The sequence below is a fragment of the Haladaptatus sp. DYSN1 genome (assembly GCF_029489995.1).
GTDB lineage: Archaea > Halobacteriota > Halobacteria > Halobacteriales > Halococcaceae > QDMS2.
The window spans coordinates 159600-185654 of record NZ_CP120472.1; the positions used below are offsets into that span (position 1 = coordinate 159600).

Below are 26055 nucleotides of genomic sequence, written 5' to 3' on the forward strand. Positions count from 1 at the left end.
GGCCGAAACAGATTTAGATGGGAGAAGTACGTCGGCTAATACCTTACACTAGCAGGTCAACTTACACTACAAACGACCGTTCTGTGGCGAATCTGGGGGTTATTGAGCCGCGTAAAACGTGGAGGGATGTCCCACCGGTAAAGCAATCCCAGACACAGACGAGGGTAAGTCTAGTGACCGATTTATCCTTCGTTATGTCGTTCAGACTGTATGCGACTCGTGCAGGTGCTCATCCCGGAGGGGAACGTCGACTCTGTTCTCACAACACTCGACGAACAGGGCATCGATTACGCTGTCTTTCCGGAGATTAGTCGAGGGGGCTTCGAGGCGATGGTCCAGTTCCCGATTCCCATAAGCTGCGTCGAGCAAATCATGGACGAGCTCGAGCGGGCGGGGATACGCGACGATTCCTACGCCATCGTCCTCTCGACGGAGACCGTCGTCTCCCAGCGCATCGCCGCACTGGAAGCACGATTCCCAGGCCTGCGCATCTCGCGTGACGAACTTTTCGCCCGGGCACAGGATTTTGCACCGGCGAACTCCACGTTTTTTGCGTTCTTGATTCTGAGTACTATCATCGCGACAACGGGGCTGTTGCTCGATTCTGCGGCCACCATCATCGGCGCGATGGTCGTCGCACCGCTGATGGGGCCTGCCATCTCCGCGAGCGTCGGAACGGTCCTCGGCGACCAGAAAATGGCCTCTCGCGGGGTCAAACTGCAGATTTCAGGACTCATCATCGCAATCCTGATTGGCGCGGCAATGGGGCTCATCGTCCAACACACGATTCTCGTTCCCCCCGACCTGGACATTCTCGGGATACCGCAGGTGGCAGAGCGGACAAGTCCGAACTTCCTCTCGCTGTTTCTCGCACTCGGCTCAGGCATCGCTGGGGCCATTCAGCATCATGCGCGGAGCCGGCTCCTCGCTGGTCGGAGTGGCGATCGCCGTCGCGCTCGTGCCACCAGCAGCGACCGCAGGGCTTGGGCTCGCGTGGGGGTATCCCTTGGTGGCGCTCGCCGCAACCGTGCTGGTGGTCGTGAATCTTCTTGCCATCAACATCTCCGCACTCGTACTGTTCTATCTTTCGGGGTTCAAGCCGTTAGAATCGAATCAGCATCAAGGGATGGTCTCGTCGCTTCGCTCTCGCGTCGCCATTATTGCTGTCGGTATCGTCGTCCTCTCGGTGGTCCTCGGTGGAGTTACGTGGACGACGTTTCAGGCCGAGTCCATCCGTGGTGAGACACAATCAACCGTTGAGGCGATATTCGATGAGGTAGCGACTGGCGAGCAAGGCGTCGTGCTTGTCGACATTTCCGTCGAGTACGACGCCACCGACTATATCCTCAACAACCAGATAGAAGTGAACATCATCCTCGGGCTGCCAGTCGATGTCGAACGGAATCCAGAACTCGCACAGCTGTTTGACGACTTCCTGACCGAACGAACCGGCCACGACGTCATCGTCCGTATTGGATTTATCGAAGAACAGGTCTCAGAAAGCATTCCCGCAGACGTGACAGCGACGGTTGGCGTCATCCAACATCAGTCGGTCGCGTCCCACACTGACGTTCGATTGGTACAATCAGCGGGGGAAGCCTTCGTCACCGATTCTGTAGTTGCGTGAGCGGTGCGATTCTCGCAACCCGGACGCCCGCGACAACGGCGCCAATCGTCCCGATGACGAGCGAGATGAACAGGCCGACGGGAAGCACCCACGGCGGCGTCTGAACCAGCCCCTCCAAGCCCACGAGTCGAGCAGCCACGAAGTTGAGCGCCCGTACCGCGATGGGAGTAAGGGCGAGGCCTGCGATGCCTCCGACCAGTCCGAGCAGCAGGCCCTGACTCGCGGCAATCGCGCCAAGCGTCCGCGAGGAGAGGCCTACAGCCTTGAGCGCAGCGAGTTCGACGCGCTGTTGGAATACGAGCATGGCGAGGACGTTCACCGTGAGTGCGATGCCCGCGACGAGCGCGAGGACGACGAGAGTCACCCCGCTCGCGATGACGAGCGCCTGCCCCTGTAACACCGACTGGAGTTGCTCCTGGTTCGTCCGCACCTGATAGTTCGGGTACTCGGCGCGTAGTTCCTCGGCGACGGTCTCTGGGTCCGCGCCAGGCTTGAGCGTGACCGTGATGAGTGCGGCGGGGTCTGAGCCTTCAGACCCGGTGAGCGTCTGGAGTTCACTCAGTGGAAGGGTGGCCGTCGGTGCTCCCAAGAATTGGCTGAACGTAGAGGAGATGCCGACGATTGTGAAGCGATTCTGCCTGGCGTTGGCGATGGTCCCGCCCGCGTAGACGGTGTCGCCGACCGAGAGATTGTAGCGCTGGGCGAGTTGCTGGTCGACGACGATTTCGTGCGTCATCGGCCCGTCGTAGGTCCCGCCCGCGTAGTGGGGGTCGCCGTTTACGAACCCGCGACCTGCGGACAGCGAGATGGCGTTAGCACTCACGCCGGGGACGCCCACGCCGACCACCGTCTCGAAGGCGTTCGGGTCGGGCGAGGTGCCGAGATAGATGGTCTGGAAGCCCATCGGCGCGGCGATTTTCACGTCTTCCCTGCTGGAGATGTCCCGCGCCACGCGGTGGGAATCGACGAGTTTGTTCTCGACGCCACCCACAGAGCCGGGTGCAAACTGCACCGAACCAGCGGTAATCCAGAGGTCCTGATTCGCCGAGCCGAACTTCTCCTCGCCCGTCGCGACGACGCCGTAGCCCACGCTCGCGAGCAGTGTCGTGGAGAGGACGGCGAGCGTGATGCCGACGACGACGAGCGCCGTGTGGGTGCGCTTGTGGCGCAACTGCGCGACGGCAAGGCCAACGGCAGCCCGGAGTCGGCTGCCAATCATTCGCCGAGCACCTCCAGATTCGTCGTCCGACCCGCGAGCGCGAGCAGGTAGGGCACGCTCAGGACGCCGATGAGCACCGAGACGCCGAGGGCGTAGGGAACCAGGATGACGTCGAACGCGGCGACGGCGTCGAGACCGAACTCGGGGGCGACGAGTTCGTTGACGAGGAAGATGCCGCCCACGCCCAAGATGATGCCACCAATCCCCCCGAGGAGAGCGACGGTGAGCGTCTGCGTGACGAGCAACACCGACCGTGAGCGCCGCGAGATGCCGATGGCCGCGAGGACGGCGCGGTCACGCTGGTCTGCGGCGACGGCGAGGCCCATCGTAGTCGCAATCGAGAGCGTCCCGATGACGAGCGCGACGAGGAGTGCGGTCACGGCCACCGAGACGGGAACGTCCTCGCTCAGCAACTGCGGCGTGAAGATGTCCCCCCGCGTGACGACCGACGAGTGGGGATAGAGGCCTTCGAGGTGAGATTTCACGTCCCGCGAGTCGGTCGCGACGAGCAACTGGTCTGCCTGGTCGCCGCTCGTCGCCCCCGCGACGACCTGGAGTTCACTGAGGTGGACGAGCACGACCGGGAGCTGGTCTGCGCCCGTCGCCTCGCTCACACGAACCGCGCTGAACGAGCGATTTGCCGAGGCGGGCGTGAACGACCCGCCCTGGGAGACGCCGATCGTTTCCGCGGCTCCCGCAGAGACGACGGCCTCACCCGTCCACGGCCCCGCGTAGGAGCCATCGGCGAAGTGCGGGTCGCCGGGCGTGAGTCCGCGTGTCGAGACGCCCGAGATGGTCACGTGGTGCTCACCTGGGACGACGCCCACGACGAGGACGTACTCGGGTTGAGCATCATCACCCTCCCCGGGAAATCGCAACACGTCTACGAGCACGGGCGTCGCGTGGGTCACGTCCTCTCGGGCGGTGAGGCCTGCGCTCACGCGGTGGACGTCACCAAAGCGCGGGCCGTCGACCGAGACGACGGAACTCGACCCGGAGCCTGCGTCGGGGACGACCCAGTAGTCGGTGTCGTCGCTCTGGACGGTCGCGTCGGTGACGAGGCCCAGACTGAGGCCGGTGACGACGAGCATGAGCGCGATGGCCACCGCGACACTCGACACGCTCAGGCGCACCTGCTGAGGGGAGGCCGCACCCCCGACGAACAGGCGACGTAGGGCGAGGCGAACCGTCCCCGCGAACCGCGACCACGCCTCACCCATCGCTCACGAGGCGGCCATCTCTGAGTTTCACGATGCGGTCGGCGATTGCCTGCGTCTGTGCGTCGTGAGAGGCGATGACGACGGCGCGCTCGGTAGCGAGCTCCGAGAGGGTATCGAGGATGCGCCGCCCCGTGTCAGTGTCGAGTTCGCCCGTGGGTTCGTCGGCGATGAGGATGGCCGGGTCATTCGCGAGCGCCCGGGCGATGGCGACGCGCTGTTGTTCGCCCCCCGAGAGTTCGCCGGGTTTGTGGGTAATCCGGTCGCCGAGGCCGACTCGTTCCAGCAAATCGGTCGCTCGCGCTCTCCGGGCGCTTCGTTTCACGCCGCGTTCGAGCAACGGGAGGGCGACGTTCGAACGCGCAGAAAGCGCAGACAGCAGGTGGAATCGCTGGAAGACGATGCCCACGCGGTCGAGACGCAGGCGAGTTCGTTCCCGGTCTGAGAGCGAGGAGAGGTCCGTCCCCGCGAGCGAGACGGTCCCCGAAGTGGGCGTGTCGAGGCCCGCGAGCAGGTGAAGGAGCGTGGACTTCCCGCTCCCGCTCGGGCCGGTGAGACAGACGAGTTCGCCGTCGCGGACGGTGAGCGACACGTCGTCGAGCGCGGTCACGACTGGTGTCTCAGTTTGCCTCGAAAACCAGCCACCTCCCGAGGTTCGCGAGTAGACGCGACTCACGGACTCACAGCGGACGCGAGCGGTTCCGCGGGGTTCTGCGGCGGCGTGTTCGGCGTGGGTCATGTGGAATGGATGGGATAGCGTAGCGTTTCAGTCGCCCCGAGTGTCACGAGGCGCTGACTGTTGTTGGTCGAATCTCTGTGTCAGGCAAAATAAAAATATGGTCGAATCGCTGTGCAGGCCTACTCTTTGCGAGAGGTGTTGAGCCCGTAGATGGCCGCAATCAGGATGATGACGACCACACCGATGAGCACCGGAATCGACAGGATGGTGTCGAGCGGGTTGCTCGGTTCTTCGGTATCCTCTGGGCCGTCAGTCGCGCCTGGTGATTCGCCGTCAGGCGTCCCCGTTCCGGGGTCTGCAGTTCCCGTCGCGGTTCCCGTCTGCTGGGCAACGTCGAGCGTGCCCGCAGACTGGTTGTTGACCGCGACGTCGTAGGAGCCAGCGTCGTCCCACGTCCGGTCGAAGGTCACGGTCTGGCTCTCGCCGGCGCCGACCTGGACGGACTGCTCTGCTTCGACATTACCGTCGACGAACAGTTGAACGAGGTATTCGCCGGCGGCCTCACCGTCGTTCGTGACGGTGGCGCTCACCGTCGACTGTTCGCCGGGTGCGATAGATTGCTGGGCGAGTGACGCGTCGGTGACCGAAATCTGTGCCTGCTTGACACCGAGTGCGAACACCGAGAAGCCGGGCGTGTCTGCCTCGAAGGTGTACTCGCCGTCAGACTGGCTGACCAGCCGGGTGTCGAGTGGGTTCCACTCGTCGTCGTTGAAGCGGTAGAGACCCACGTTCTCTGGGTCCTCACCGTTCAGTTGTTCCTCGTCGACGGTGAACTCGAACGTCCCCCCACTGAAGGCGTCGTTCGTGTTGCTGTGTTCGACGTTGATGTAGGTGAGCGGGCGAACCGCGCCACGTCGGGTGACCGGTGGCGTGTCCTCTGGCACGTCGTCGAGCGCGTTCACGGACATGGTGAACGCCTCGCCGTTGGCCATCGTCGCCTGCACCGCGTTGAGTTTCACGCCGCCTTGCTTCGTGGCGGGCGTGTCCGCGAGGTCGATAGTGACCGTCTTGCCGGACTGGAAGTTCGTGATGGTGAGCTTGACGATGCCCTCTTCGGTCACTTCGCGGTCGATTTCGACCGGTGGGTCACCGGGTGCGTCGTCTGGTGGGTCAGATGGTGGCGTATCTCCACCGCCACCGCCTGAGGAGGCTTTCTTGATGGTGATGGTGCCCATGTCCGTCACGAATTCCCCGCTATTTTCGGTGGAGGAAACCGCCACCCAGCGGTAGGTGCCGGGTCGCCAGTTGCCCATCGTCTCGACGGTGACCTGCTCGGTCGCGTCACCTTCGATGACCTTCATCGAGGCGTCGAGACGCGTATCGTCGGTCGCCGTCGTCTCCGGCGACACGGTGTGGAACTTGTCGGCGAAGAAGTCGAGTGTCGTGGCGAAGCTGCTCATGCCGGTGAGTTTCTCGTCCGACATGGTTGCGCCGAAGAAGTCCGGATTGCCCGAAACTTCCATCACGCCGTTTACGTCGCCAACGCTGTGTTCGAGCGTGGCGTCCTCAGAGAAACTAAAGTCAGCAGACGGCTCCTCTTTTAAGTCGAGCATGAAGCGCTGGTTGACGTACGTGTCCTCGTCGTAGAGCAACACCGTGTGCGTGACGTCGTTGCCGGAGAGGTGGTCGCTCGCGTCAACGTCGAAGTTGACGTTGTTCCCGCGCGTGACGGAGTTCTGGTGGTCGACCGACGAGGCCCCCTTCTGGACGGCGGCCGTCTCGATGCCGATGACCGTCGCCTTACCGTCGAGCGAGAGTTCTCCCGCGCTGTTCACCGTGTAGCCGTCCTGCCCGCTCTCGGTGAGCGCGAGGAAGTAGACGTACATCCCTGACTGGCCCGCGGTGTGGTTAAATTCGACGTTCCCCTCACTGTCGATAGACTTCTGGCCGACTTCCTCGAAGGTAGCCACGTCGTTCGAGTTCTGCATAGAGACGAGGTCCACCATCTCCGAGAAGGAATCGGGGATGTCCGTGCTCGGGTCGCCCTTGATGTGGGCGGCAATGAGCTGGACCTGCTGCCCGTTGAAGTCGCTGTTCTGAGCGCGTGCGTCCTGGAAGTCGAGATTGATGGTCGCGTCCTTCGAGTAGACGCCCATCTGCTCTTTCCCGACGCTGATTTCGGAATCGTCAGTGGTCCTGACCTGCCAGTCAGCCTCGTCTACCTTCGTCATCGCATTACTCATGTCCGTCCGGAGCGGGAGATAACCCCGCTCCCAGACGTTCACGTCGGCAGACCCCTCGAAATACTGGTCTGCGGTGAGCGGTCCTGTGTGGTCGCTCATCCCTGCTACTGGTGCGCTGGCGAAAAGTGAGAAGACCATCAGTGCGACGAGCACCAGGGCTCCCCCACCTCGGTTACTCACGAACCTTGATAATTGCATCCTGGGCGAACGTTTATTGGCAATTTATAAAGTGTTTTCCACTAACAACTCCAAAAATAATTTATTTCCATTCTGGTAATTTTTGACATCTGAATGGATGGAATTCAGCGAGCAACCGCAATCCGGACGGACAGTTATTGGGGGAGTGGGAACGATTAAGAGGACAGGTCACAGACCTGTCAATATGACTGACTCCTGGTGGCTCGTGATGGGAGCCCTCCTGCTGGTGCTCGGTGGAAGCGGCGGCGCCCTCGCCACGACGGCACCAACCTACGAGATATCGGTCGATGGCAGCGTCGATACGCCGTCACGCGAGGTCACCTTCGAAGGTGACGAGTACACCGTACCCGCGGTCTCGAAGACGGCCGGAGACCAGACGATCACCGCCCGCGTGACCGGCCCCGACGACACCATCTATCGCGTCTACCTCTACAACAAGGAAAACCAGATTCTCGATTCGAAGCGCGCCGAAGCCTCCGCAGCCTTCGAGTTCGACCTCTCTGGGTACGACGCCGGGTCGTACGTCCTCGTCGTCAAACAGGACGGCATCTTCCGAGCCATCCACCCCGTCCTCGTGAAGGGCTACGACGTGAGCCTCGACGCACCGAACAAGGCGACCACCGACTCCTCGGTGACCGTCGACGTGACCGTCACCCCGCGTGGTGACATGGCCGACCCCCACGAGGTAGAAGTCGGCATCGGCAACGACCAAAAGACTGTCATCGAAACGGCCACGAAACGAGCCGACGGCAGCTACCGGGCGACCGTCTCGCTCTCCGAACTCTCCACGGGCGAGCACCAGGTGTACGCCGTGGTCCGTGGAACCGAGAAAGCCTTCGGCTCAGAGGAACTGCTCGGGCTGAGCAACACGAACACACTGGACATCACCCGGGCGAAGACCACGACCGCGTCCGGAGGCGGTGGCGACGAGCCACCAGCGGCGACGACGGCCACCGTGACGGGGACTCCGAAAACGACGGCGACAGCGACGGCGAGCGACGCGCCCACCGATGCTTCGACGACCGACGGAACGACGGAGCCACCAGCCACCGCGGGCGAATCGACCACCGACGAGTCGGTCATCACCCCGAGCCAACCGACGAGTGAATCACCCACCGACGAACCAGAACTCGTGGAGGGAACCGGCCTCTCGACGGGTGAACTCGCCGCAGGCGTCGCTCTCATCGCGGTGGTCGGTGGGGGCATCGTCGCGTTCAGACGCGGCTTCTGACCCGCCGACCCACTTTTGCGGAACTACGGACAGGTAGAACTAAACAGATTGGCCGACTGGACTGTCCCAATGCGAATTGTGTCGATTGGACGCGAGTACGCCGGGAGCGTCCTCGGGCTTGCCGTCCTCACGGTGGCGCTCGCGTACGTCGCCGGGCCCCTCGGGGTCGCGGCGGGCGGCGTCGTCGCGGTGACGCTCGGCGCGCTCCCCACGCCCTACGCGGTGGCGATTGGCCATCTCGCAGTCGCCTTCCTCGTCGGCCCCGACCTCTCCCTCGAATCGCTCGTGGCCGTCGAAGCCGGCTTCGGCCTCCTCGTCGCGAGCGACGCGCCCACCGTTCGAGATGGCGCGGCTGCACTCTGCGGCTTCGCTCTCCTGCTCGCGCTCACGCAGGGACTCCTCGCGACGGATACCGAGCTGTGGCTCGCTGCGCTCGTCCTCGTCGTCGCCGTGTCGTTCCTCTCCTACGGCCTCCACCGGGTCGAACGCTTCAAACTGGGCCTCGCCGGGGGTGAGCCATGAGTTCGGAGTCAGCCGAGCCAACGCCCCAAGAGCAACTCGAAGACCTCCGTGCACGACTCGCCGTCGTCGAGGAAGAGAACGAACGCCTTCGCGAAGAATATGCCCGCGCACGCCAGTCGAAGTATCGAAAGACGGCACTCGCGATGGTCGCCGTGGGCCTCGTCGGCATCGCGGGCGGCGCGCTGTTCGAAACGGCACGCACCGTGTTGCTCGCTCTCGGCGGGACGGGCGTCTTCGCGGGCGTGCTGACCTACTACCTCACCCCCGAGCGATTCCTCGCGGCTTCCGTCGGCGAGGCCGTCTTCGACGCGAGCGCGGACAACGCCGAGGCAATCACCGAAGAACTCGGGTTGCAGGATACGGCGGTCTACATCCCGGGGAACACAGCACGGGGCCGCGACGCTCGACTCTTCGTCCCGAAACACACGTCCTACAGCCTTCCCGACGAATTCGACGCGCTGTTCGTGACCGGGGACGACGATACAGAACGAGGGGTCGCCCTCACGCCAACCGCGACGACGCTCCTCGCAGAGTTCGAGAATGCACTGGCAGGCGACCTCGCGTCGGGGCCGAACGACGCGCTCGTCCAGCTCACCGACGCGCTCGAATCGCAGTTCGAACTCGTCGAAAACACGCGGGTGGACGTAGAAAAGGCCGAAAACCGAGCGACAGTCGGGGTCAACGGCCCAGCCTACGGCCGCCCGGACCGCTTCGACCACCCCGTCGCCTCCTTCATCGGCGTCGGCCTCGCGAGCGCGCTCGACCAACCGGTCACCGTCGAGACGACGACGGGCGACGACCGGATGGCCTATCTCGTCACCGCGTCGTGGCAGGACGATTGACATCCTCCACACGACTGAAGTCGTGGGATTCCTCGCGCTTGGGGTCGGTCGTTCCGACACCAACGGAGGCACCTTCCCTCCCGAGGGAGGTTTCGGTTTGTAGGTAGTGCGTCGGGGCGGTGGGCGCGTGGTGACGCCAGTCCGTTCGGACTACCCTGCTGACACCCTACAGGCCGTGCCATCGACCCGACTCGGACTCGCGTCCGAGCCTCACTTGGGCAGGGTTGCTTTTTGGTGACGGAGACCCCAAGCCAACTCCAAGTTTCCCGAGCGAGTTGCGTTAACATCCGACCCCATTCAAGCTAAGTAGTGCGGTGTTGACGGGATTGGTCGGATTCATCCCACGACTAAAGTCGTGGGCTTTCTCCTTGAATCTCTGTAATACGGCCATCGACGACACAGCGCGCTCAGTCAGACAGCGGTGTGGAGTCCCGACGATAGCGTTCGAACAGGTCGATTGCCCAGTCCCGGAGCGGTTGGGAGGTGGATTCGACCACGGCGCGGACGATTCCGGAGTCGTCTCTGACGATTACGTGGACCGTCTCGTCGATGATATCGATGGAGCACGGAATCTCGCCGTCGAAGACGCGTACTGTGGCACGGTCATTTTCAAGTAACGTCTCGAATTTCTGAGCGCGTGCTGAAACGTCGCAAAGTGAGGTTATCGCCGCGTCCGTGTACACCCCTTCGTAGCGCTGGTCTCGGTCGTGGACCGCTGTCACGTTCGCGTCGAGGCAGTGTCTGTTGTAGGCGTACGAAAGCACTCGGACGCGTTGTCCAGCGCGCAATGCGGCCTCCACCCGGTCCATCGGCGCGTGCGGTTCGGTCGGCGTCGGGGTGATGCTGCTCGCAGCTTCGAGCCAACTCACGTCGAAGCCCTCGACCTGTGTGGGGAGCCACGGCGCGAACTCACTGAGTTCCTCACCGACGCTGACTGCCTGCTGGAGAGCACGGAACCGATTTTCCACCCACGACCCGATGGCGGTTGCTTCGTAACTGGCATCGCGCTTTTCGACCCAGCCCCGCTCGGAAAACCCATCTAAAATCCGACCGAGCGTCGCCTGCGAGGCACCGGTTTCCGCCTCCAGTTCCCGACGGGTGTGCGACTCGGTCGAAAGAAGTGCGAGGACGTGAACCCGGTTTTCAGAACGAGCGAGGAACTCGATTTCATCCAGTGACTGTGCCATGCAACGAGGACGAACTGAGTCGGTATAAGTGGCCGTTCGTGAGCCTGTACCGCGGTGCAAAGATTGCACCGACCTGAAAAAGTTTCGAGAATCGACTATATTCCCGAAACAGGAACACTGGTTACATGAAAATTCGCGCCTCCCGTGCGGTGGTCGGACGGTGACCACCGTGTTCGGACGATATCGCAATGCACTGCTGTTCGTCAGCTTGGCCTGTCTCTGGGGTGGAACCTATCCCGCGGTGAAGGTGGGGCTCGCGGACTTCCCGCCAATTCTCTACGCGGCGCTTCGATTCGACGTCGCCGCCGTCTTGTTGCTGGTGTACGCGGTGAACGCGTTCGACTACTGGCGGCCCCGCACCGCCCGCGACTGGGTCACAGTGTTCGCCGGTGGCATCCTCATGCTTGCCGGATACAGCATCCTCCTGAACATCGGCCAGCAGACGGTCTCGAGCGCCATCGCGGCGATTCTCGCTGGCTTGATTCCCCTGCTCACGATCGGATTCGCCAGACTGTTGCTCCCAACGGAGCGATTCGGCGCGAGCGAACTCTTCGGAGTCGGCCTCGGGTTCGCGGGACTGGTGATAATCACGCGTCCAGACCCCGCGAACCTGCTTGCCGCGGACACTTTCGGACAGTTGTTGTTGGTTCTCGCTGCCGCTTCGTTCGCGTTCGGCGGCGTGTTGACGCAGTGGGCCAGCGCCGAAATTCCGGTTGCCCCACGAACCGCCTGGGCGATGGCCGTCGGGGCGCTGTTCACCCACGCGGTAAGCGTCGCGAGTCCGGGTGAATCCCTCCAACAGGTTCACCTCTCGATAGAGGGTGTCTTCGCACTGGTCTACCTCGCCGTATTCGTGAGCGCAGTCGGATATCTATTGTATTTCGACTTACTCTCTCGGCTCGGGTCCGTCGAACTCAATCTCGTGACCTACGGCGCTGCCATGTCTGGAACGGTGTTCAGTTGGGCGTTCTTCGGAGAGCGACTCACGACCGGAACGCTCGCCGGGTTTCTCCTCATTCTGGCCGGGTTCGTGGTGTTAAAACGAGCTGAGTTCTACAACGAGTTTACCCACGTCAAAGAGCGGATGCTGGCAGAGTGACCGAGAGAGCTAGGTTTCGTCTGCGTGCTCGCCGCCGTCGACGACGGCCGTTTGAACTGACTCGCTGCCCGGTGGTTCGACCCGCGAGACCACGTCGTCCACCACGTCACCAGCCGAAACGTCGCTGAGTTCTGCGTCCGTGCTCAACACGAGCCGGTGTGAGAGAATCGGAATCGCGAGGGTCTTCACGTCGTCCGGAATGACGTACTCACGTCCCTCGATGGCAGCCCGCGCTTTCGACGTTTTGAGGAATGCGAGCGACGCTCGCGGCGAAGCCCCATGTTCGGTGTCGGGGCTCTCGCGGGTGGCTTCCACGATGTCGAGGATGTAGTCTTTGACCTTGGCATCGACGTGCACGCCATCGACCTCTTTCTGGGCGCGCTGGATGTCGCTCAGCGAGACCACCTGCGAGACGTCCTCAGGGCCGAGGTCTGGGTGCGTGTCGAAGCGGTCGAGCAGCGACTGCTCGTCGTGGCGTTCGGGAAGTTCGACGGTGAGTTTGAACTGGAAGCGGTCGCGCTGTGCCTCGGGCAGCCTGAACGTCCCCTCCATCTCGATTGGGTTCTGCGTCGCGATAACGAAAAACGGCGTCGGCAGGGTGAGCGTCGTCCCCTCGACGGTGACGTTGTTCTCCTGCATCGCTTCGAGCAACGCACTCTGGGTCTTTGGCGTCGCCCGGTTGATTTCGTCAGCCACGACGATGTTCGCGAAGATGGGACCGCGGTTCAGGTCGAACTGCCCGGTGTTTTCCCGATAGACGTGCGTGCCCGTGATGTCTGCGGGAAGCGTGTCGGGCGTCATCTGGATGCGGTTGTACCCGAGGCCAGAAGCCTGCGCGAACAAGTTCGCAATCGTGGTCTTCGCTACGCCCGGAACGCCCTCTAAGAGGACGTGCCCGCGGGTCAGCAGCGAGATAGTCAGGCGTTCGACGAGTTGCTCTTTCCCGATGAGCACCTGCTCCATCTCTGTCTGCAAGGAAGAATAGAGCGACGCGGAGTCAGTCATCTTTCTTCCGCTTCCTCCTCTGTCACTATAATCCCTTGTGTGACGCGCTCGATTCGCCGCGACTCCCAGTCGGGGTGGCGACGGGCGAGATAAGCTTCCACCTCCGCGCTCGTGAGGCCGACCGACCGGTCTACTGCGGGTTCGTCCTCACTACCGACTACGCGCCGGGAGACGAGCAACACCGCGCCCAGTCCGAGGGACCCGACGAGGGCTTGCACCAGCGCAGATTCACGCAAGATGACCACGGCGACGGCGAGCGGCGGCAACTGGTCTGCGTGCGAGTAATCGAGCAGGAGCTGGTCGTGTGCGCCGACGAGTGCCTCAGCGAACGCCCGGTTTCCGGGGCGGTCGAGCATCGCGTTGATGAACGCGCTCGGGTCGCTCACCGCGACGACCTGTCCCGCGCCGACCTGTTCGACGGTGGCGACGGGGTACGTCCCGACCGACTCAGTTTCGTCGAGTGCGTCGTTGCGATTCGCATCGAGATAGGCGAACTCGGAGGTGCGGGCGAGCACCGTCGCGTTGTTCGCCTCGACGACCGTCCCATGGTTCAGTACAAGGGCATTGCTTCCGTTTGCGAGTGGGTGGGCGGAGACGTTGTTCGCGACGGGGATGGCGGGCGACTGGTAGTTGCGCCGTTCGTCGCGGACGGGCGTCCCGTCGAAGCGGGCAGTCGCGCCGAGGCCCGCGAGCAAGTCGTTCGAGTGCATGCCGTAATCCTCCGCGACCACGAGCGTGCCCCCACCCTCGACAAACGCGCGAAGACGGGCCTGCTGGGCGGGCGTGTAGGCGTCGTCGGGCGAGAGCACGAACGCCACCGTCTCGCTCGGCGCGAACGCCACGTAGCGAGAGGTGTTCCGGACGAGCGTCGTCTTCGTGCCCGTGTCGTCGGCCACGCCGCGGAGGTCGGAGGCCCCGTCCCACGCGGGGTTGTAGACGCCGAACGAGGCCGTCGAGGTGCTCGCGCCGACGACGGCGGCGCTCGCCGTGAGCACGACGAGGACGACGAGGACGACCCGTGGGATGTCGAGGTCGCGCCAGTTCACCCGAACACCCCCGGAGGCAGAATTTCGAGGATGCGTTTGACGACGACGTAGGCGAACCCGGCGAGACCGATGAGGATGATCCACTTGAGACGGGCGCGCCAGGTGGGCGTGACCGCGAAGGGTGCGGTGAGTTCGACGACGACGAGAAAGCCGATGAGCGAGACGACGAAGTAGAGTTCGAGCGAGAGGCTATCGAGCAACGCCAGACACAGAATCGTCGCGAGCATCCACGCCGTTTGCCCGACGATGAACCGCTGTCTGTGCTGGGTCGCCATTTGCTTGCGGTTACACGGCGGGCGGTTAGAAACTATCGGATGAACGAAGCGTCTTTATCCGCGTCCCCGCAAGCCACCTCCATGTGGCCCTGGGGACATCTCGCGGTTGGCTATCTCTCCTATTCGCTCGGCGCACGGTGGCGCGACGCGTCGCTTCGCGGGCACGAAGCGCTCGCCGTCGCCTTCGGCACGCAGTTTCCAGATCTCGTGGACAAACCCCTCGGCTGGGACCTCGCACTCTTGCCGAGTGGCCGGTCGCTCGCCCACTCGCTCATCACGGCGCTCGTCGTCATCGCAATCGTCGTCGCCATCGCACGGCGATTCGACCGCGAGCGCGTGGCCTGGGTGTTCAGCCTTGGCTACCTCTCGCACCTCGCCGCAGACGGCTTCCAGCCCTTCGTCCTCGGCCAGTTCGAGTTTCTCACCTATCTCGGGTGGCCGCTTCTCCCGCTGCCGCCCTACGAGAACGAGTCGCGGAGCATCGTAGAACATCTCCTCGCGCTCGATTGGTCTACGTTCTTCGCCATCGAACTGGGCATCACGGCGATTGCAATTACGGTCTGGGTGTACGACGGCATGCCCGGACTGTTCACCGTGACCGACCTGCTCGGGCTTACCAATCGGAAGCGTGAGTCGACTGATTAGGGAGACGGTGGTTTTTCTTTGCCTGCGGCGAGGCGTTTCAGGTCCGCTCGAATCGCACGCTTGATGGAGTGACGGCGCTCCCAGCCGAGTTCCTCTTCTGTTCTGCTCGTCTCTACGTCGAAGCGTTCGACGAGCGTCTCGTCGCGGGGGTTTTCGAGCATGACGAGGTCGGGACGCGAGTCGAGTACCTCGGCGGCCTGTGACTGGACGAGTTCGGCCACGTCGATGACCGAGAGGTCCTCGTCGCCCGCGAGTTCGAACTTCGAGACGCCCGTCTCGCCCGCGTCGAGTTCGGTGAGGAGTCGCTCTGCACTGCGGACGTAGGCACGTGCCACGTCCTTGACGTGGACGTAGTTTCGCGCCTGCGTGCCGGGTTCGTGAACCGTCAGGTCCTGGTCGCGCAGGGCACGCCCCACGAAGATGTTGATGACCGTCGGCTTCGAGACGCGCGTCTCGCCGATTTCGTGGGCACCGTAGAGATTCGATTTCAGAAAGAGGTGGGCCGGGAACGCCCCCTCCGCGAGCGTATCGATAGTGCGCTCGTTCAGGAGTTTCGTCCGCCCGTAGAGGTTCATCGGGTCCCGTGGGTTTTCGATGGTGATGGGGAACGCCTCGGGGTCGCCGACGACGGCCATGCTGAACGGGAAGATGAGCCCCGCACCCGTTTTCTTGCAGAACCACGCCACGTTGGTCGTGCCCTGGACGTTCACCTCGTAGGCGAGGTCCGGGTTCTCGTCGCAGTCTTTCACGCCCGAAATCGCCGCGAGATGCATGACGATGTCCGCCCCCGCGAGTGTGTCTTCGAGTCGGTCACGGTCGCGAATATCGACGTGGTCGACCGGAACGTCCCCAATTTCCTCAACCTGCCCGCGATAGAAGTTGTCGAGGGCCGTCACCGTCCAGTCGGGATGGGCCTCGGAGATGTCGCGAACCACACGGCTGCCGATGTAGCCAGCCGCGCCGGTCACGGCGACGTGTGGCTGTTTCACTGTCATGGGCAGAAGTAATTCGTGCTCGTATATATATTCAAGCAGGAATATTCAGGGTTACACTCGGGCTTCGAACAGGCGGGCCCCACAGGCGTCGCAGTCGTAGGTGACGACGTCCGTCGTCCGACAGCACGATTCGACGACGTCCTCCGAAAACGAGAGGTCACCCCCGCACGCGGGACAGGAGTCGAGGAAAATACGCAGGCCAGAGACGAGTTGAGACTGGGCGTCGAGCGAGAGGTCCTCCCAGTTCGCGGCGCGTTCGCGAAGCAGTGATAGGGCGGCGATGTCCGCGACCAGCGCGGGGCGAGAGGGCCACTGGCCAGCGACCACCGTCTCGTTTTGGACGACGAGGCGGTCCTCTTCGTCGTGGATTTCGAGGTCGGAGACCGCGAATTGGTCTGCCAGATGGGCGGGTAAGTCGGCGTCCACCTGCTCGATTTTCGCCCACCACTCGCGCTCGAAATCGGGGGCGAGGTACACGTCGTCTGCTGCGGGTTCGACCACGCCGAGACTGGCGAGTTGGGCTTCGACGTCGAGGTCGCTGTCGATGGTAGTTTCTGGAACTTTGTCGAACCACGCGAGCACGCGGTCTGGGAAGTATCGCTTCGTGAACGTCGGCGTGCCGGGAATCAGGTACCCGCGAAAGTAGATGGCGACGACAAAGAGCGCAAAGACGACGAGCGCGACACCCGGAGCGGCGGCGGCGACGTAGACGCCGAGGCTCACTACGGCGGCGATGACGAGATTGACCAGTGTGCAGGGAATGCAGCGATTCTCGCCCGTGTACGCCGGCTGTTTCAACGCGTCCAGCCGAGAATCAGAGCGGGTACTCATGTGCTACTTTCTTTCTGTGCAGGTGTACAAAAATATTGACGGTCAAAACCCACAAAATCACCAGGAGTAGTCACTATCCTAACGAAAAATGAAAAACGGTGGTGTGAGTGTTCAGTCGTCGCTCGTGAGCGTCCGACCCGACGAACGGGCCCGACCGGGTTGTGCGTCCAGGTCCTTGCGGCTGGCGTCGATTTCGGAGAACCCGTACACCAACACGACGAGCACGAGCACGCCGAGTGGCAGGAGCACGAGCGGACTCAGGTTCGTCATACCGTACAGCAGGTAGATGACGGCCGTCGCGATGAGGACGGTAAAGGCGTAGTACATCTGCGTCCGGACGTGGTCGATGTGGTCCGACCCGGAGAACGTCGAGGCCAGCACCGTGGTGTCGCTGATTGGGGAGCAGTTGTCGCCGAACACCGCGCCACTGAACATCGCGCCGACGGCGACGGCGATGAACTGCGGCGACTGACTTCCGATGGTCCACGCCATCGGAATCACGATTGGCGTCATGATGGACATCGTCCCCCACGAGGTTCCGATGGCGAAGGCGATGAACGCCGAGGTAGCGAACACGACCACGGGTACCATCATCGGTGAGACGACGCCGGTTGCGAACTGCGTGACGTAATCGCCCGTCCCAAGTGCGGTGGCGACCGAGCCAATCGACCACGCGAGCACGAGGATGCTGACTGCTGGAAGCATCGTCGCGAAACCGTCTAAGACGGTCTCCATGGCTTGCCCGATGGACATCATCTTCTCGCCGACGCCGATGAGCACGGCGGTAGCGACCATCGCGAACGACCCCCAGACGAGGGCCGTTGCAACGCCGGTGTTTTCGACGATTTCGATGAGTGTGCGGTCGGGCGCGTAGCCCATGTAAATTGCCCCGCCGATAACCGTGAGGACGAGTGCAGTCACTGGCAACGTGAAAACACGAAGCGGCGCGTCGTCGGTGACCGGTTCACCGAGGTCGTCTTTGATGTTCTGGAGTGGATTTGCGTCTTCGCGGATGACGTTCCCGGTCTTCACCGAGCGATTTTCCGCGTCGAGCATCTCCCCGAAGTCACGCCCGGAGATTACGATGACGCCGACCATCGCCACCGCGAGAATCGAGTACATGTTGTACGGAATCGACTGGATAAAGGTGGCTGCCGCAGAAGGCACCTGGTCGGTGATACCCATGTTCTCGTACTGAGACTGGATGAGCCCGATTTCGAAGGCGACCCAGCTCGAGATTCCGATGGTTGCGACGGGTGCGGCCGTCGAATCGAGGATGTACGCAAGTTTCTCGCGAGACATCTTCAGTTCGTCAGCGAGGTTCTTCATCGAGCTGCCGACGATGGCGTTGTTCGCGTAGTCGTCGAAGTTCCAGAGGATGCCGAGCAACCACGTCGTGACGCCGATTTTCCGGTGAGAGTCGATGCGTTTGGTGGCGAATCTGGTAATCGCCATCGCGCCGCCCAGTTTCCAGAGGAGCGCAATTCCTGCACCAAGCAGCATGGTGAAGATGAGAATCGTCGCGTTGAACGTACTGGCACCGATTGCCTCTGTAATCCAGGTGAAAGTCTGTGCAACGCCGATGTTGCCCGCATAGATGACGGCGCCTACCCAGACGCCGACGAACAGTGACAACATTGCCCGACGTGTGATGATGGCCAACGCAATGGCGAGTAGCGGTGGCGCTAGTGATAATGCCCCGAAGTTTGCTGCCATGCTATATGGCTTCATACGTCATGTATTAAAACACTTACTCAAAATATCGGCAAATATACATTCGAAATTAACATTTGTTCGATTCAAACCCCTGTCAGGAGGTCGAATAATACAAACTCGTGACCACGAACCATTCCGCGAAAGATGGGATAAACATTGCCTGATTGAAAAGAACAATCCGACGTTGCCCTGTTAGTTCAGCGAATCCAGCACAAAACTTATTCGATTGAGGTTTGCGGTTCAAACCAGGATATGTCCTCCATCCAGACACGTGGCCTGACCAAACAATTCGGTGACCTCGTCGCCGTTTCGGACCTCGACCTCACCGTCCCCGAGGGCGAGGTGTTCGGCTTTCTTGGGCCGAACGGGGCCGGAAAATCGACGACCATCAACCTTATCCTCGACTTCATTCGCCCCACGGCGGGCACGGTCGAAGTCCTCGGCATCGACGCCCAGAAGCACCCCGAAGCCGTCAGAGAGCGTGTCGGCGTGCTCCCCGAGGGCTACGGTTTCGAAGATTCACTCACCGGCCGCGAACACGTCGCCTGGGCCATCGAGACGAAATCGGCGGCCGACGACCCAGACGCGCTCCTCTCGCAAGTCGGCCTGTCGGCAGACGCCGAACGCCTCGCCTCATCGTACTCGAAGGGGATGCAACAGCGCCTCGCCTTCGCGATGGCGCTCGCGGGCGACCCAGAGGTGCTCATCCTCGACGAACCATCCTCGGGCTTAGACCCGAATGGGATGCAGGACATGCGCGAACTCATCCGCGAACGTGCGGAAGCCGGGACGACCGTCTTCTTTTCGAGTCACATCCTCTCTGAAGTCGAAGCCATCTGCGACCGCGTCGGCGTGATGAACGACGGCGAACTCGTCGCCGTCGACACCATCGACGGCCTGCGCGAGACCACCGGGGGACAGGCGACCATCGAACTCACCTGCGCGACGTCACCGACCACTCTCGGCGTCGAAACCATCGAAGGCGTTGCCGCAGTCTCAGTCGAGGAGAACACCCTTGTCGCCACCTGCACCAACCCGAGTGTGAAGGTTGACGTGGTGAGCCACGTCGCCGCCCAGGCCGAGGTTCGGGACATCCTCTCCGATACCGTCTCGCTCGAATCACTGTTCAACGAACTCACTGGCAATCGCCACGAACGTGGCGAGATAGCCACCCAAGAGGCTTCCTCGTGAACCTCGTAAGCGTCGCCAAACGCGACCTCACGAGCATCAGTCGCTCGCGAGCCGTCTGGGCGGCAGGCGTCGTGCTCACGCTGTTCGTCGCGCTCGTAGCCTACACCATCCGCGGCTACCAGCTTTCGGCCACCGAGTCAGTCACGAATATCTTCCAGACGCTCGCGTTCACGCTCGGCCTCATCCTCCCCATCGTCGCGCTGCTCGCGAGCTATCTGGCGATCGCAGGCGAACGCCGGAGCGGTGGAATCAAATTCTTGCTTTCGGTTCCGAACACGCGCCGCGACGTCTTCGTCGGCAAGCTGGCGAGTCGCCTGACTCTGCTGGGCGTCGGCCTCGGCGTCGCTTTCCTCACCGCGGCGAGCATCGCGCTCACCCGCTTTGGCGCGTTCCCGCTGGGGACGATTGGCGGCCTGTTCGTCGTCTCGCTCGTCTACGGCGCGGCGTTCGTCTGCGTTGGCGTGGCGCTCTCTGCGGCGTTCGCCACCCGGAGTCGCGCCATCGCCGGAGCGTTTGGCCTCTACTTCGTCCTCGTGATGTCGTTCGTCGCCATCCGCATCACCGACCTCCTGCGAATGGTCCACGAAAACGTCCTCGGTTTCGAGGCCACGCCGAATCTCTACGACGGCCTTACCCACCTCAGCCCGTACATCGCCTACCAGAAGGCGACCAACCTCGTCTTCCCACCCGACCAGCAGACCGTCGTGTTCAGGCGGGCCGCCGAGGCGAACGCCGAACTGCCCGTGTACCTCACCGACGAATTCTCACTCGTGGTCCTCGCCCTCTGGGTGGCCGTCCCGCTCGCGCTCGGCTACCGACGATTCGACCGCGCGGATTTAGAATAAGCCAATGTCCCGACACGCCACCTTCGCGAACCTCCTCGTCGTCCTCAGCCTGGCCCTGCTCATCACCCCCGCGTTCGTCCCGGTCGAACCGGTGAAGTACCACAACACCCACCCCGGAAACGGCGGGAACGCGACCGCCCTCGAACGCGAAGGCTACCAGATCATCGCCTACGAGAATCTCTCAGACCGCGGGCAGGAACTCTACGTCAAGACGCTCGAAAACGGCGGGCGCTACACCGTCCCGGCCAGCGAGGGCGCACCCGACTTCCCGTACGCGACGGGCGAAGAACTGAGCGAAGCAAGCGACCACCAAGAGCGAAATTCCCTGTCGTACATCGTCATCGAGCGCCCTGCAAACTCGACACTGCCGCCCGCAGACGAACCCACGCACATCGCGGAGCATCTCGAACGGGAGCGAGAACAGAGACGCGAAGCGGGCCGCGACAGCGGAAGCGATAGCCAAAGCGACAGCGGAAGCGGCACAGACGACGGCCCGACCGTCGAAGAGTATCGCCAGCAGATTGCGAAATACGACGTGATGCAGGTTCGAACCCAGGAACCGGGCGCGACCCACCCCGCACGACTCAGTCGATTCGGCGCAGTTGTCGGGGGCGTCATCGCGCTGGGTGTCGGCGGCTACCTGCGCTCGAAACCCTGAGAACGCGAGAAACAACGTTTCGCAGTCAAGAACAGCGAGAGCGTCAGGACGAGGAGAGACGCCGACTGCTCAGCGCCACCACGAGCATGACGACGATGAGCACCACCGAGAGGGCGTTAATCGTCGGCGTCAGCCCCGTCCGGAGCATCGTGTAGATGACCACCGGGACGGTGCTCGTATCGGGCGAGATGAGGAACTGCGTCGCGGTGAACTCGCCGAAGGAGACGACGAAGGCGATGAACGACCCGGCGAGAATCGCCGGCGAGATGAGCGGGCCAGTGACGTGACGGAACGTCGTCACCGGGTCTGCTCCAAGAACCCGCGAGGCGCGCTCTAAGTCCCGGTCGAAGGTGACCAGTTCCGACCGTACGAGCAGGAACACGTACGGCAGCGAGAGGATGGTGTGGCCGAGAATCAACGCCGGATACCCCGAAGGCAGTTCGATTGTCCCGAAGTACCGCACCAGCGCGATGCCCGTGATGACCGGCGAGATGATCATCGGCAGCAGCATCACCGTCGAAACCTGCTCTTTGAACCGGAACTCACCGCGAACGAACCCGAAGGCCGTGATGGTCCCGATGATTGCCGCGAGAATCGCGGAACTCGTGGCGACGATCAGACTTACTTTGAGCGACCCGAGCAGTTTCTCGTCTGCGAGGAGTTTGCCGTACCACTCGAAGGAGAGTCCCTGCTGGGGAATCGTCGGGAAGTTCTGTGGCGTAAACGAGGTGAGGACGACGATGACGACGGGCAACAGCACGAACGCGAACACGCCGGTCACGATGCCGAGCAGCGTGGCACGTCGGAGGTTCGGGCTCATATGTTCCCCAACACCTCCTGTAAGTCGAAGACGGTGTTGAACGCGACGAGCAGACACCCGAGCGCCAGCGTGTAGAGAATGGCGAGCGCGGAGGCAAAGCGGATGTTGAAGTTCTCAAGGAACGCCTGGGCGATGACGTTCGCAATCATCGTCTGCTTCGGCCCACCGAGCACGGCCGGGCCGAGGAACGATCCTGCAGCGAGAATGAACACGATGAGACCGGCGGCGACGAGACCGGGCAGACTGAGCGGGAAGACGACCTTCGCGATGGTCTTCCATTGGTCGGCCCCGAGGACGCGCGAGGCGCTAATCAACTCGCGGTCGATGGCGTTGAGCGAGTTGTAAATCGGGAGCACCGCGAACGGCAAGTAGACGTTCGCGAGGCCAATGATGACCGCGGGCGTCGTGAACAGGATACCAGTGTCGATGCCCGTGAGGTCGGTGAGCGGGCCGGCAGGCGAGAAGAACAACAGGATGCCGAAGTACCGGACGATGTACGCAATCCACAGCGGGACGATGATGAGCGTCATGCCGAGCCGGACGCGGTCGGTGGCGAACGCGAGGTAGTAGGCGAGGAGGTAGGCGAGCGTGAGCGTCACCGCAGTCGTGAGCAGGCCATAGAGGAACGACCGAACGAAGGCGTTCACGTAGATGCCCCCAGTCGCCCGCACGTAGGATTCGAGCGGGTTGCCGGTCCCGAGCGCGAGGCTCTCTGGAATCAGGAGGAGGATTGGGAGGATGAAGTAAATCCCGACGAAGCCGAGACCGAACCACGCGAGATGTTTGTTCGCGACTCGGCCATCGAGGGCTCGCCCGACCGAGGAGGTGAGACTGGAGAGCGGGCCACCCGCGACGCTCATAGCACGACCACCTTGTCCGCGTCGAAGCACAGCGACACGTCGTCGCCGACGTCAAGGTTCGGGAATCGTCCGGTGTGGGCGAGCGCCTCTGTCCCGTCCGCGAGTTCGACGATGAGTTCAGCACGGTTGCCGAGCGTCGCGATGTCGACGACAGTCCCGCGAAGTTCGTTCGGTGCGTCGGTTCGCTCGCGGGACACGTCGATGTCCTCCGGGCGGACGTAGACAGACACCGACTTGCCCGCGTCGAGGTCGTCACGGGGCAGGGAAATCGTCGATTCGCCGCGGTCGATTACGGCGCGCCCGTTCGCCTTCGAGACGGTTCCCGAGAAGTGAGTGGACTTGCCGACGAACTCCGCGACGAACGGGGTGGCGGGTGACTCGTAGATTCGCTCTGGGCTGTCGATTTGCTCGTCGTGGCCATCGTTCAGGACGACCACTTTGTCCGACATCGAGAGGGCGTCTTCCTGGTCGTGGGTGACGTACAGCGTCGTGACGCCCACCTCCCGCTGGATGCGGTTGAGCCACCCGCGCATCTCCTCGCGCAACACGCGGTCGAGGCCTGTGAGCGGTTCGTCGAGGAGGAGGATGTCCGGTTCGTAGGCCAGTGCGCGGGCGAGCGAGACGCGCTGTTGTTGCCCGCCGGAGAGTTCGCCCGGTTTGTGGTCGCCGTGGTCGGGCATATCCACGAGAGCGAGTGACTCCTCGACGCGTTCTTCGACGGCGGCTTTCTCGTAGCCGTGCATCTTGAGGCCGTAGGCGATGTTCTCGCGGACGGTCATGTGCGGGAACAGCGCCGTGGACTGAAACGCCATCCCGATGTTTCGCTGTTCGGGCGGCAGGTCGGTTACGTCCTCGCCGCGCAGGCGAATCTCGCCCTCGGTGGGTTCGACGAGGCCCGCGATTGCGTGAAGCGTCGTCGATTTGCCACACCCGGAAGGGCCGAGCAGCGTGACGAACTCCCCCTCCTCGATTCGGAACGAGAGGTCGTCGACCGCACAGAGGTCACCGTAGTACTTGGTAAAATCTCGAATTTCGAGCATGAATGAAGGAGGTTAGCTCTGTTTGATGGTGTCGAGGCGCTCTGCCCACGCGTCCTGTTTCGGCAAGAGTTTCTCCCAGTTGCGGAACGCGAGGTCCTCTGCGGGCGCGTAGTCAGGCAGTTCCTTCATCGATTCGGGTGGGTCTTTCACCTGGACGGTGTAGTTCATGCCCTCGGAGATGGAGAGCAGGTTCTCACGCTGATAGGTGTAATCGAGCAGTTCGTGGGCCGCCTCCTTGCTCTCCGTGCCCTTGACGACGGCGAGGTTGTCGGCCCATCCCATTGCACCTTCCTTCGGGATGACGTACTCGATGTTGTCGTAGCCCTCTTCCTGTAAGGCGAGAATGCGCCCGCCCCACGCTTCGCAAATCCAGGCGTTCTCCTGGCGCAGGTAGCGAATCGACGTCGCGCCGTCGCCCCAGTAAGAGAAGACGTTCTTGTCTTCGGCTTTCGCCTCCTCGAACATCTTGTCCACCTTCGCCTGGTCGCCCGGAACCTCGTTCACGTTCAGGTCCGCAGCGGCCGCCGCGTTCGACAGGCGGTCGATGGTGCGGTCGATGAGCGACACCTTGCCCTCGTAGGCCGGGTCTTTCAGGTCGTCCCACGAGGTGAGTTCGGCGTCGACCTTGTCCGTGTTGTACGCAAAGCCGGTCGCGCCGTTCTCGCGAATCAGGCCCATCGTGTCGCCGTCTGCCATATTGAACGACAGCGAACGGGCCGACTCCGTGATGTTTTTCTCGTAGTTCGGGACGAGCGAGAGGTCCACAGGTTCGAGGACGTCCTCCTGTTGGGCCCGTGCCATCCCCGTGTCGTTAAGCGCGACGAGGTCGAACGACCCCGGATTCTGTTTGATGAGCGATATCATCTCCGTCGTGCCGCCCGCGGACGTGCCCTCTACTTTCGTCCCGGATTCCTCGGCCCACCCGTCGAACACTTCCATCTGTGTCTTCTGGGTGTTGCCGCCGAATCCGATGAATCGGAGTTTGCCACTGCCACCGCCGCCCGAACCGCCGAATATGCTCGAACAACCGGACAGTGCCGTGAGCGCTCCTGCACCCGCTGCACTGAGGAATGCACGTCGTTTGTGTTTCGACTTTCTCGACATGACCATGCGGGTGTTACGCATGCTCCTATAAGAATCTATCCCAGAAAATTCTATAAATTCGCGATAAATTTTGTATGTATTTCTAATTTCGAGTCTCAGATTAGGAATCTGCAAAAGCTTATGTGGCTGAGTTCACAGAGTTTAGCCAACACACCACCATGACACGAGCCGATTCGACGACCGACGACCCGGTCGTCTATGACATCGACGGCCACGTCGCTCGCATCCGGTTGAACCGTCCGGACCGACTCAACGCGGTCACCCCCGACCTGTACGCGGGCATCGAAGCTGGCCTCGAACAGGCCCGCGAGGACGCTGCTCGCGTCGTCGTTCTCGAAGGCGAAGGACGGGCGTTTTGCGCCGGGGCGGACATGCAGAATCACGACGACGAAGAACGCTCTGCGAAGGAGCGCCGCGAGTACGTCTGGCGGGCACAGGACGCCTGCGAAGCCATCCAGACCCATCCCCTGCCCATCGTCGCGAAGGTGCAGGGCTACGCCATCGGGGCGGGCGCAGAACTCGCCCTCAGCGCCGACTTCATCCTGATGGAAGCCGAGGCGGAACTGCGCTTGCCCGAGGTGAGCATCGGCACCTACGTCGGCGGCGGCGTCACCTACACGCTCGCCCAGCGAGTCGGCCCCGCACGGGCGAAAGAACTCGTCCTTTCCGCGGCGACGCTCACCGGTGAGGAAGCCGCAGCCGAGGGCGTCGTCACTCGGTCGATTCCCGAGGCCGACCTGGAAGCTGAGGTCACCGACCTCGCCGAGAATCTCGCCGGAAATGCCCCGATTCCGATGCAGTTCGCCAAATCTCAGTTTGGCCGAGTCACCACCACGTCACGCGACGACATGCTCACCGCAGAGGCAGAGGCCCTGCTCGCCTGTATGGGCACGGACGACTGGCAAGAGGGCGTCGACGCGTTCGCCGAAGACAGAGAGCCGCAGTTCGTGGGGGAGTAAT

24 protein-coding genes and 1 pseudogene are annotated in these 26055 nt (G+C 62.6%); 10 read left to right on the plus strand and 15 right to left on the minus strand.

Annotation, left to right across the window (positions count from 1 at the left end; genetic code table 11):
- Nucleotides 1–210 precede the first annotated feature (210 nt).
- A pseudogene (locus P0648_RS18510) lies at nucleotides 211–1627 on the plus strand (TIGR00341 family protein).
- Here P0648_RS18510 and P0648_RS18515 read toward each other — a convergent pair.
- The 4 genes from P0648_RS18515 to P0648_RS18530 all read right to left on the minus strand — a co-directional run bounded on the left by P0648_RS18515 (nucleotide 1605) and on the right by P0648_RS18530 (nucleotide 7084).
- Nucleotides 1605–2846, minus strand: a complete 1242-nt coding sequence (locus P0648_RS18515; RefSeq protein ID WP_277506352.1) for an ABC transporter permease — start codon at nucleotides 2844–2846, stop codon at nucleotides 1605–1607. The pseudogene P0648_RS18510 and the gene P0648_RS18515 overlap by 23 nt on opposite strands.
- The gene (locus P0648_RS18520) at nucleotides 2843–4066 is read right to left on the minus strand and encodes an FtsX-like permease family protein (protein ID WP_277506353.1); all 1224 of its coding nucleotides are present in this window, start codon (nucleotides 4064–4066) and stop codon (nucleotides 2843–2845) included. Before P0648_RS18520 ends, P0648_RS18515 begins: the two co-directional genes overlap by 4 nt.
- A complete protein-coding gene (locus tag P0648_RS18525; protein ID WP_277506354.1) occupies nucleotides 4059–4802 on the minus strand; it encodes an ABC transporter ATP-binding protein in 744 nt (247 codons plus the stop codon). Before P0648_RS18525 ends, P0648_RS18520 begins: the two co-directional genes overlap by 8 nt.
- 119 nt (nucleotides 4803–4921) lie before the next feature.
- The gene (locus tag P0648_RS18530) at nucleotides 4922–7084 is read right to left on the minus strand and encodes a PGF-pre-PGF domain-containing protein (RefSeq protein ID WP_277506356.1); all 2163 of its coding nucleotides are present in this window, start codon (nucleotides 7082–7084) and stop codon (nucleotides 4922–4924) included.
- Nucleotides 7085–7367: 283 nt separating this feature from the next.
- Here P0648_RS18530 and P0648_RS18535 point away from each other — a divergent pair, with 283 nt between their 5' ends.
- From P0648_RS18535 to P0648_RS18545, 3 genes are all read left to right on the plus strand, one after another.
- Nucleotides 7368–8414: a hypothetical protein gene (locus tag P0648_RS18535; RefSeq protein ID WP_277506358.1), complete on the plus strand. Its 1047-nt coding sequence runs from the start codon at nucleotides 7368–7370 to the stop codon at nucleotides 8412–8414.
- 69 nt (nucleotides 8415–8483) lie between these two features.
- Nucleotides 8484–8936, plus strand: a complete 453-nt coding sequence (locus tag P0648_RS18540; RefSeq protein WP_277506359.1) for a hypothetical protein — start codon at nucleotides 8484–8486, stop codon at nucleotides 8934–8936.
- The gene (locus P0648_RS18545) at nucleotides 8933–9778 is read left to right on the plus strand and encodes a hypothetical protein (protein ID WP_276248681.1); all 846 of its coding nucleotides are present in this window, start codon (nucleotides 8933–8935) and stop codon (nucleotides 9776–9778) included. The genes P0648_RS18540 and P0648_RS18545 overlap by 4 nt, the downstream gene beginning before the upstream one ends.
- A 407-nt stretch (nucleotides 9779–10185) precedes the next feature.
- Here P0648_RS18545 and P0648_RS18550 read toward each other — a convergent pair whose 3' ends face one another.
- Nucleotides 10186–10965, minus strand: a complete 780-nt coding sequence (locus P0648_RS18550) for a winged helix-turn-helix domain-containing protein (RefSeq protein ID WP_277506360.1) — start codon at nucleotides 10963–10965, stop codon at nucleotides 10186–10188.
- 160 nt (nucleotides 10966–11125) lie between these two features.
- Between P0648_RS18550 and P0648_RS18555 the strand changes: the two genes are divergently transcribed.
- On the plus strand, nucleotides 11126–12064 hold the full coding sequence (locus tag P0648_RS18555) for a DMT family transporter (RefSeq protein WP_277506361.1): 939 nt from the start codon (nucleotides 11126–11128) through the stop codon (nucleotides 12062–12064).
- Between the two features lie 9 nt (nucleotides 12065–12073).
- Here P0648_RS18555 and P0648_RS18560 read toward each other — a convergent pair whose 3' ends face one another.
- From P0648_RS18560 to P0648_RS18570, 3 genes are read right to left on the minus strand one after another with little or no spacing between them, the layout of a single operon-like run.
- Nucleotides 12074–13069, minus strand: a complete 996-nt coding sequence (locus tag P0648_RS18560) for a MoxR family ATPase (RefSeq protein ID WP_276248684.1) — start codon at nucleotides 13067–13069, stop codon at nucleotides 12074–12076.
- The gene (locus tag P0648_RS18565; protein ID WP_277506363.1) at nucleotides 13066–14115 is read right to left on the minus strand and encodes a DUF4350 domain-containing protein; all 1050 of its coding nucleotides are present in this window, start codon (nucleotides 14113–14115) and stop codon (nucleotides 13066–13068) included. The genes P0648_RS18560 and P0648_RS18565 overlap by 4 nt, the downstream gene beginning before the upstream one ends.
- Complete coding sequence (locus P0648_RS18570) at nucleotides 14112–14390, minus strand: hypothetical protein (RefSeq protein ID WP_276248686.1); 279 nt, start codon at nucleotides 14388–14390, stop codon at nucleotides 14112–14114. Before P0648_RS18570 ends, P0648_RS18565 begins: the two co-directional genes overlap by 4 nt.
- An 81-nt stretch (nucleotides 14391–14471) precedes the next feature.
- Between P0648_RS18570 and P0648_RS18575 the strand changes: the two genes are divergently transcribed.
- Nucleotides 14472–15035 (plus strand): metal-dependent hydrolase, encoded by a 564-nt coding sequence (locus tag P0648_RS18575; RefSeq protein ID WP_276248687.1) that lies wholly within the window; start codon nucleotides 14472–14474, stop codon nucleotides 15033–15035.
- Here the strand turns inward: P0648_RS18575 and P0648_RS18580 are convergent.
- The 3 genes from P0648_RS18580 to P0648_RS18590 all read right to left on the minus strand — a co-directional run bounded on the left by P0648_RS18580 (nucleotide 15032) and on the right by P0648_RS18590 (nucleotide 18577).
- Nucleotides 15032–16030 carry an NAD(P)-dependent oxidoreductase gene (locus tag P0648_RS18580; RefSeq protein ID WP_277506365.1) on the minus strand — a complete coding sequence of 333 codons (999 nt, stop codon included), beginning with the start codon at nucleotides 16028–16030 and terminating at the stop codon, nucleotides 15032–15034. The genes P0648_RS18575 and P0648_RS18580 overlap by 4 nt on opposite strands.
- A gap of 51 nt (nucleotides 16031–16081) precedes the next feature.
- On the minus strand, nucleotides 16082–16861 hold the full coding sequence (locus P0648_RS18585; RefSeq protein WP_277506367.1) for a hypothetical protein: 780 nt from the start codon (nucleotides 16859–16861) through the stop codon (nucleotides 16082–16084).
- A 111-nt stretch (nucleotides 16862–16972) separates the two neighbouring features.
- A complete protein-coding gene (locus tag P0648_RS18590) occupies nucleotides 16973–18577 on the minus strand; it encodes a Na+/H+ antiporter NhaC family protein (protein ID WP_276248690.1) in 1605 nt (534 codons plus the stop codon).
- Between the two features lie 252 nt (nucleotides 18578–18829).
- Here P0648_RS18590 and P0648_RS18595 point away from each other — a divergent pair, with 252 nt between their 5' ends.
- Genes P0648_RS18595 through P0648_RS18605 form a run of 3 tightly spaced genes read left to right on the plus strand, consistent with a single transcriptional unit; the run spans nucleotide 18830 to nucleotide 21271 of the window.
- The gene (locus P0648_RS18595; RefSeq protein ID WP_276248691.1) at nucleotides 18830–19768 is read left to right on the plus strand and encodes an ABC transporter ATP-binding protein; all 939 of its coding nucleotides are present in this window, start codon (nucleotides 18830–18832) and stop codon (nucleotides 19766–19768) included.
- Nucleotides 19765–20613 carry an ABC transporter permease gene (locus P0648_RS18600; protein ID WP_276248692.1) on the plus strand — a complete coding sequence of 283 codons (849 nt, stop codon included), beginning with the start codon at nucleotides 19765–19767 and terminating at the stop codon, nucleotides 20611–20613. The genes P0648_RS18595 and P0648_RS18600 overlap by 4 nt, the downstream gene beginning before the upstream one ends.
- A gap of 4 nt (nucleotides 20614–20617) precedes the next feature.
- A complete protein-coding gene (locus P0648_RS18605; protein ID WP_277506370.1) occupies nucleotides 20618–21271 on the plus strand; it encodes a hypothetical protein in 654 nt (217 codons plus the stop codon).
- Nucleotides 21272–21314: 43 nt separating this feature from the next.
- Here the strand turns inward: P0648_RS18605 and P0648_RS18610 are convergent, their stop codons facing one another.
- Genes P0648_RS18610 through P0648_RS18625 form a run of 4 tightly spaced genes read right to left on the minus strand, consistent with a single transcriptional unit; the run spans nucleotide 21315 to nucleotide 25116 of the window.
- The gene (locus P0648_RS18610) at nucleotides 21315–22091 is read right to left on the minus strand and encodes an ABC transporter permease (RefSeq protein ID WP_277506372.1); all 777 of its coding nucleotides are present in this window, start codon (nucleotides 22089–22091) and stop codon (nucleotides 21315–21317) included.
- Complete coding sequence (locus P0648_RS18615) at nucleotides 22088–22951, minus strand: ABC transporter permease (RefSeq protein ID WP_277506373.1); 864 nt, start codon at nucleotides 22949–22951, stop codon at nucleotides 22088–22090. Before P0648_RS18615 ends, P0648_RS18610 begins: the two co-directional genes overlap by 4 nt.
- Entirely contained in the window at nucleotides 22948–23991 is a 1044-nt protein-coding gene (locus tag P0648_RS18620) for an ABC transporter ATP-binding protein (protein ID WP_277506375.1), read from the minus strand. Before P0648_RS18620 ends, P0648_RS18615 begins: the two co-directional genes overlap by 4 nt.
- 12 nt (nucleotides 23992–24003) lie before the next feature.
- Nucleotides 24004–25116 carry a PotD/PotF family extracellular solute-binding protein gene (locus tag P0648_RS18625; protein ID WP_277506377.1) on the minus strand — a complete coding sequence of 371 codons (1113 nt, stop codon included), beginning with the start codon at nucleotides 25114–25116 and terminating at the stop codon, nucleotides 24004–24006.
- 137 nt (nucleotides 25117–25253) lie between these two features.
- Between P0648_RS18625 and P0648_RS18630 the strand changes: the two genes are divergently transcribed.
- Nucleotides 25254–26054, plus strand: coding sequence for an enoyl-CoA hydratase/isomerase family protein (locus P0648_RS18630; protein WP_277506379.1), 801 nt, complete (start codon nucleotides 25254–25256; stop codon nucleotides 26052–26054).
- Nucleotide 26055: the final 1 nt, after the last annotated feature.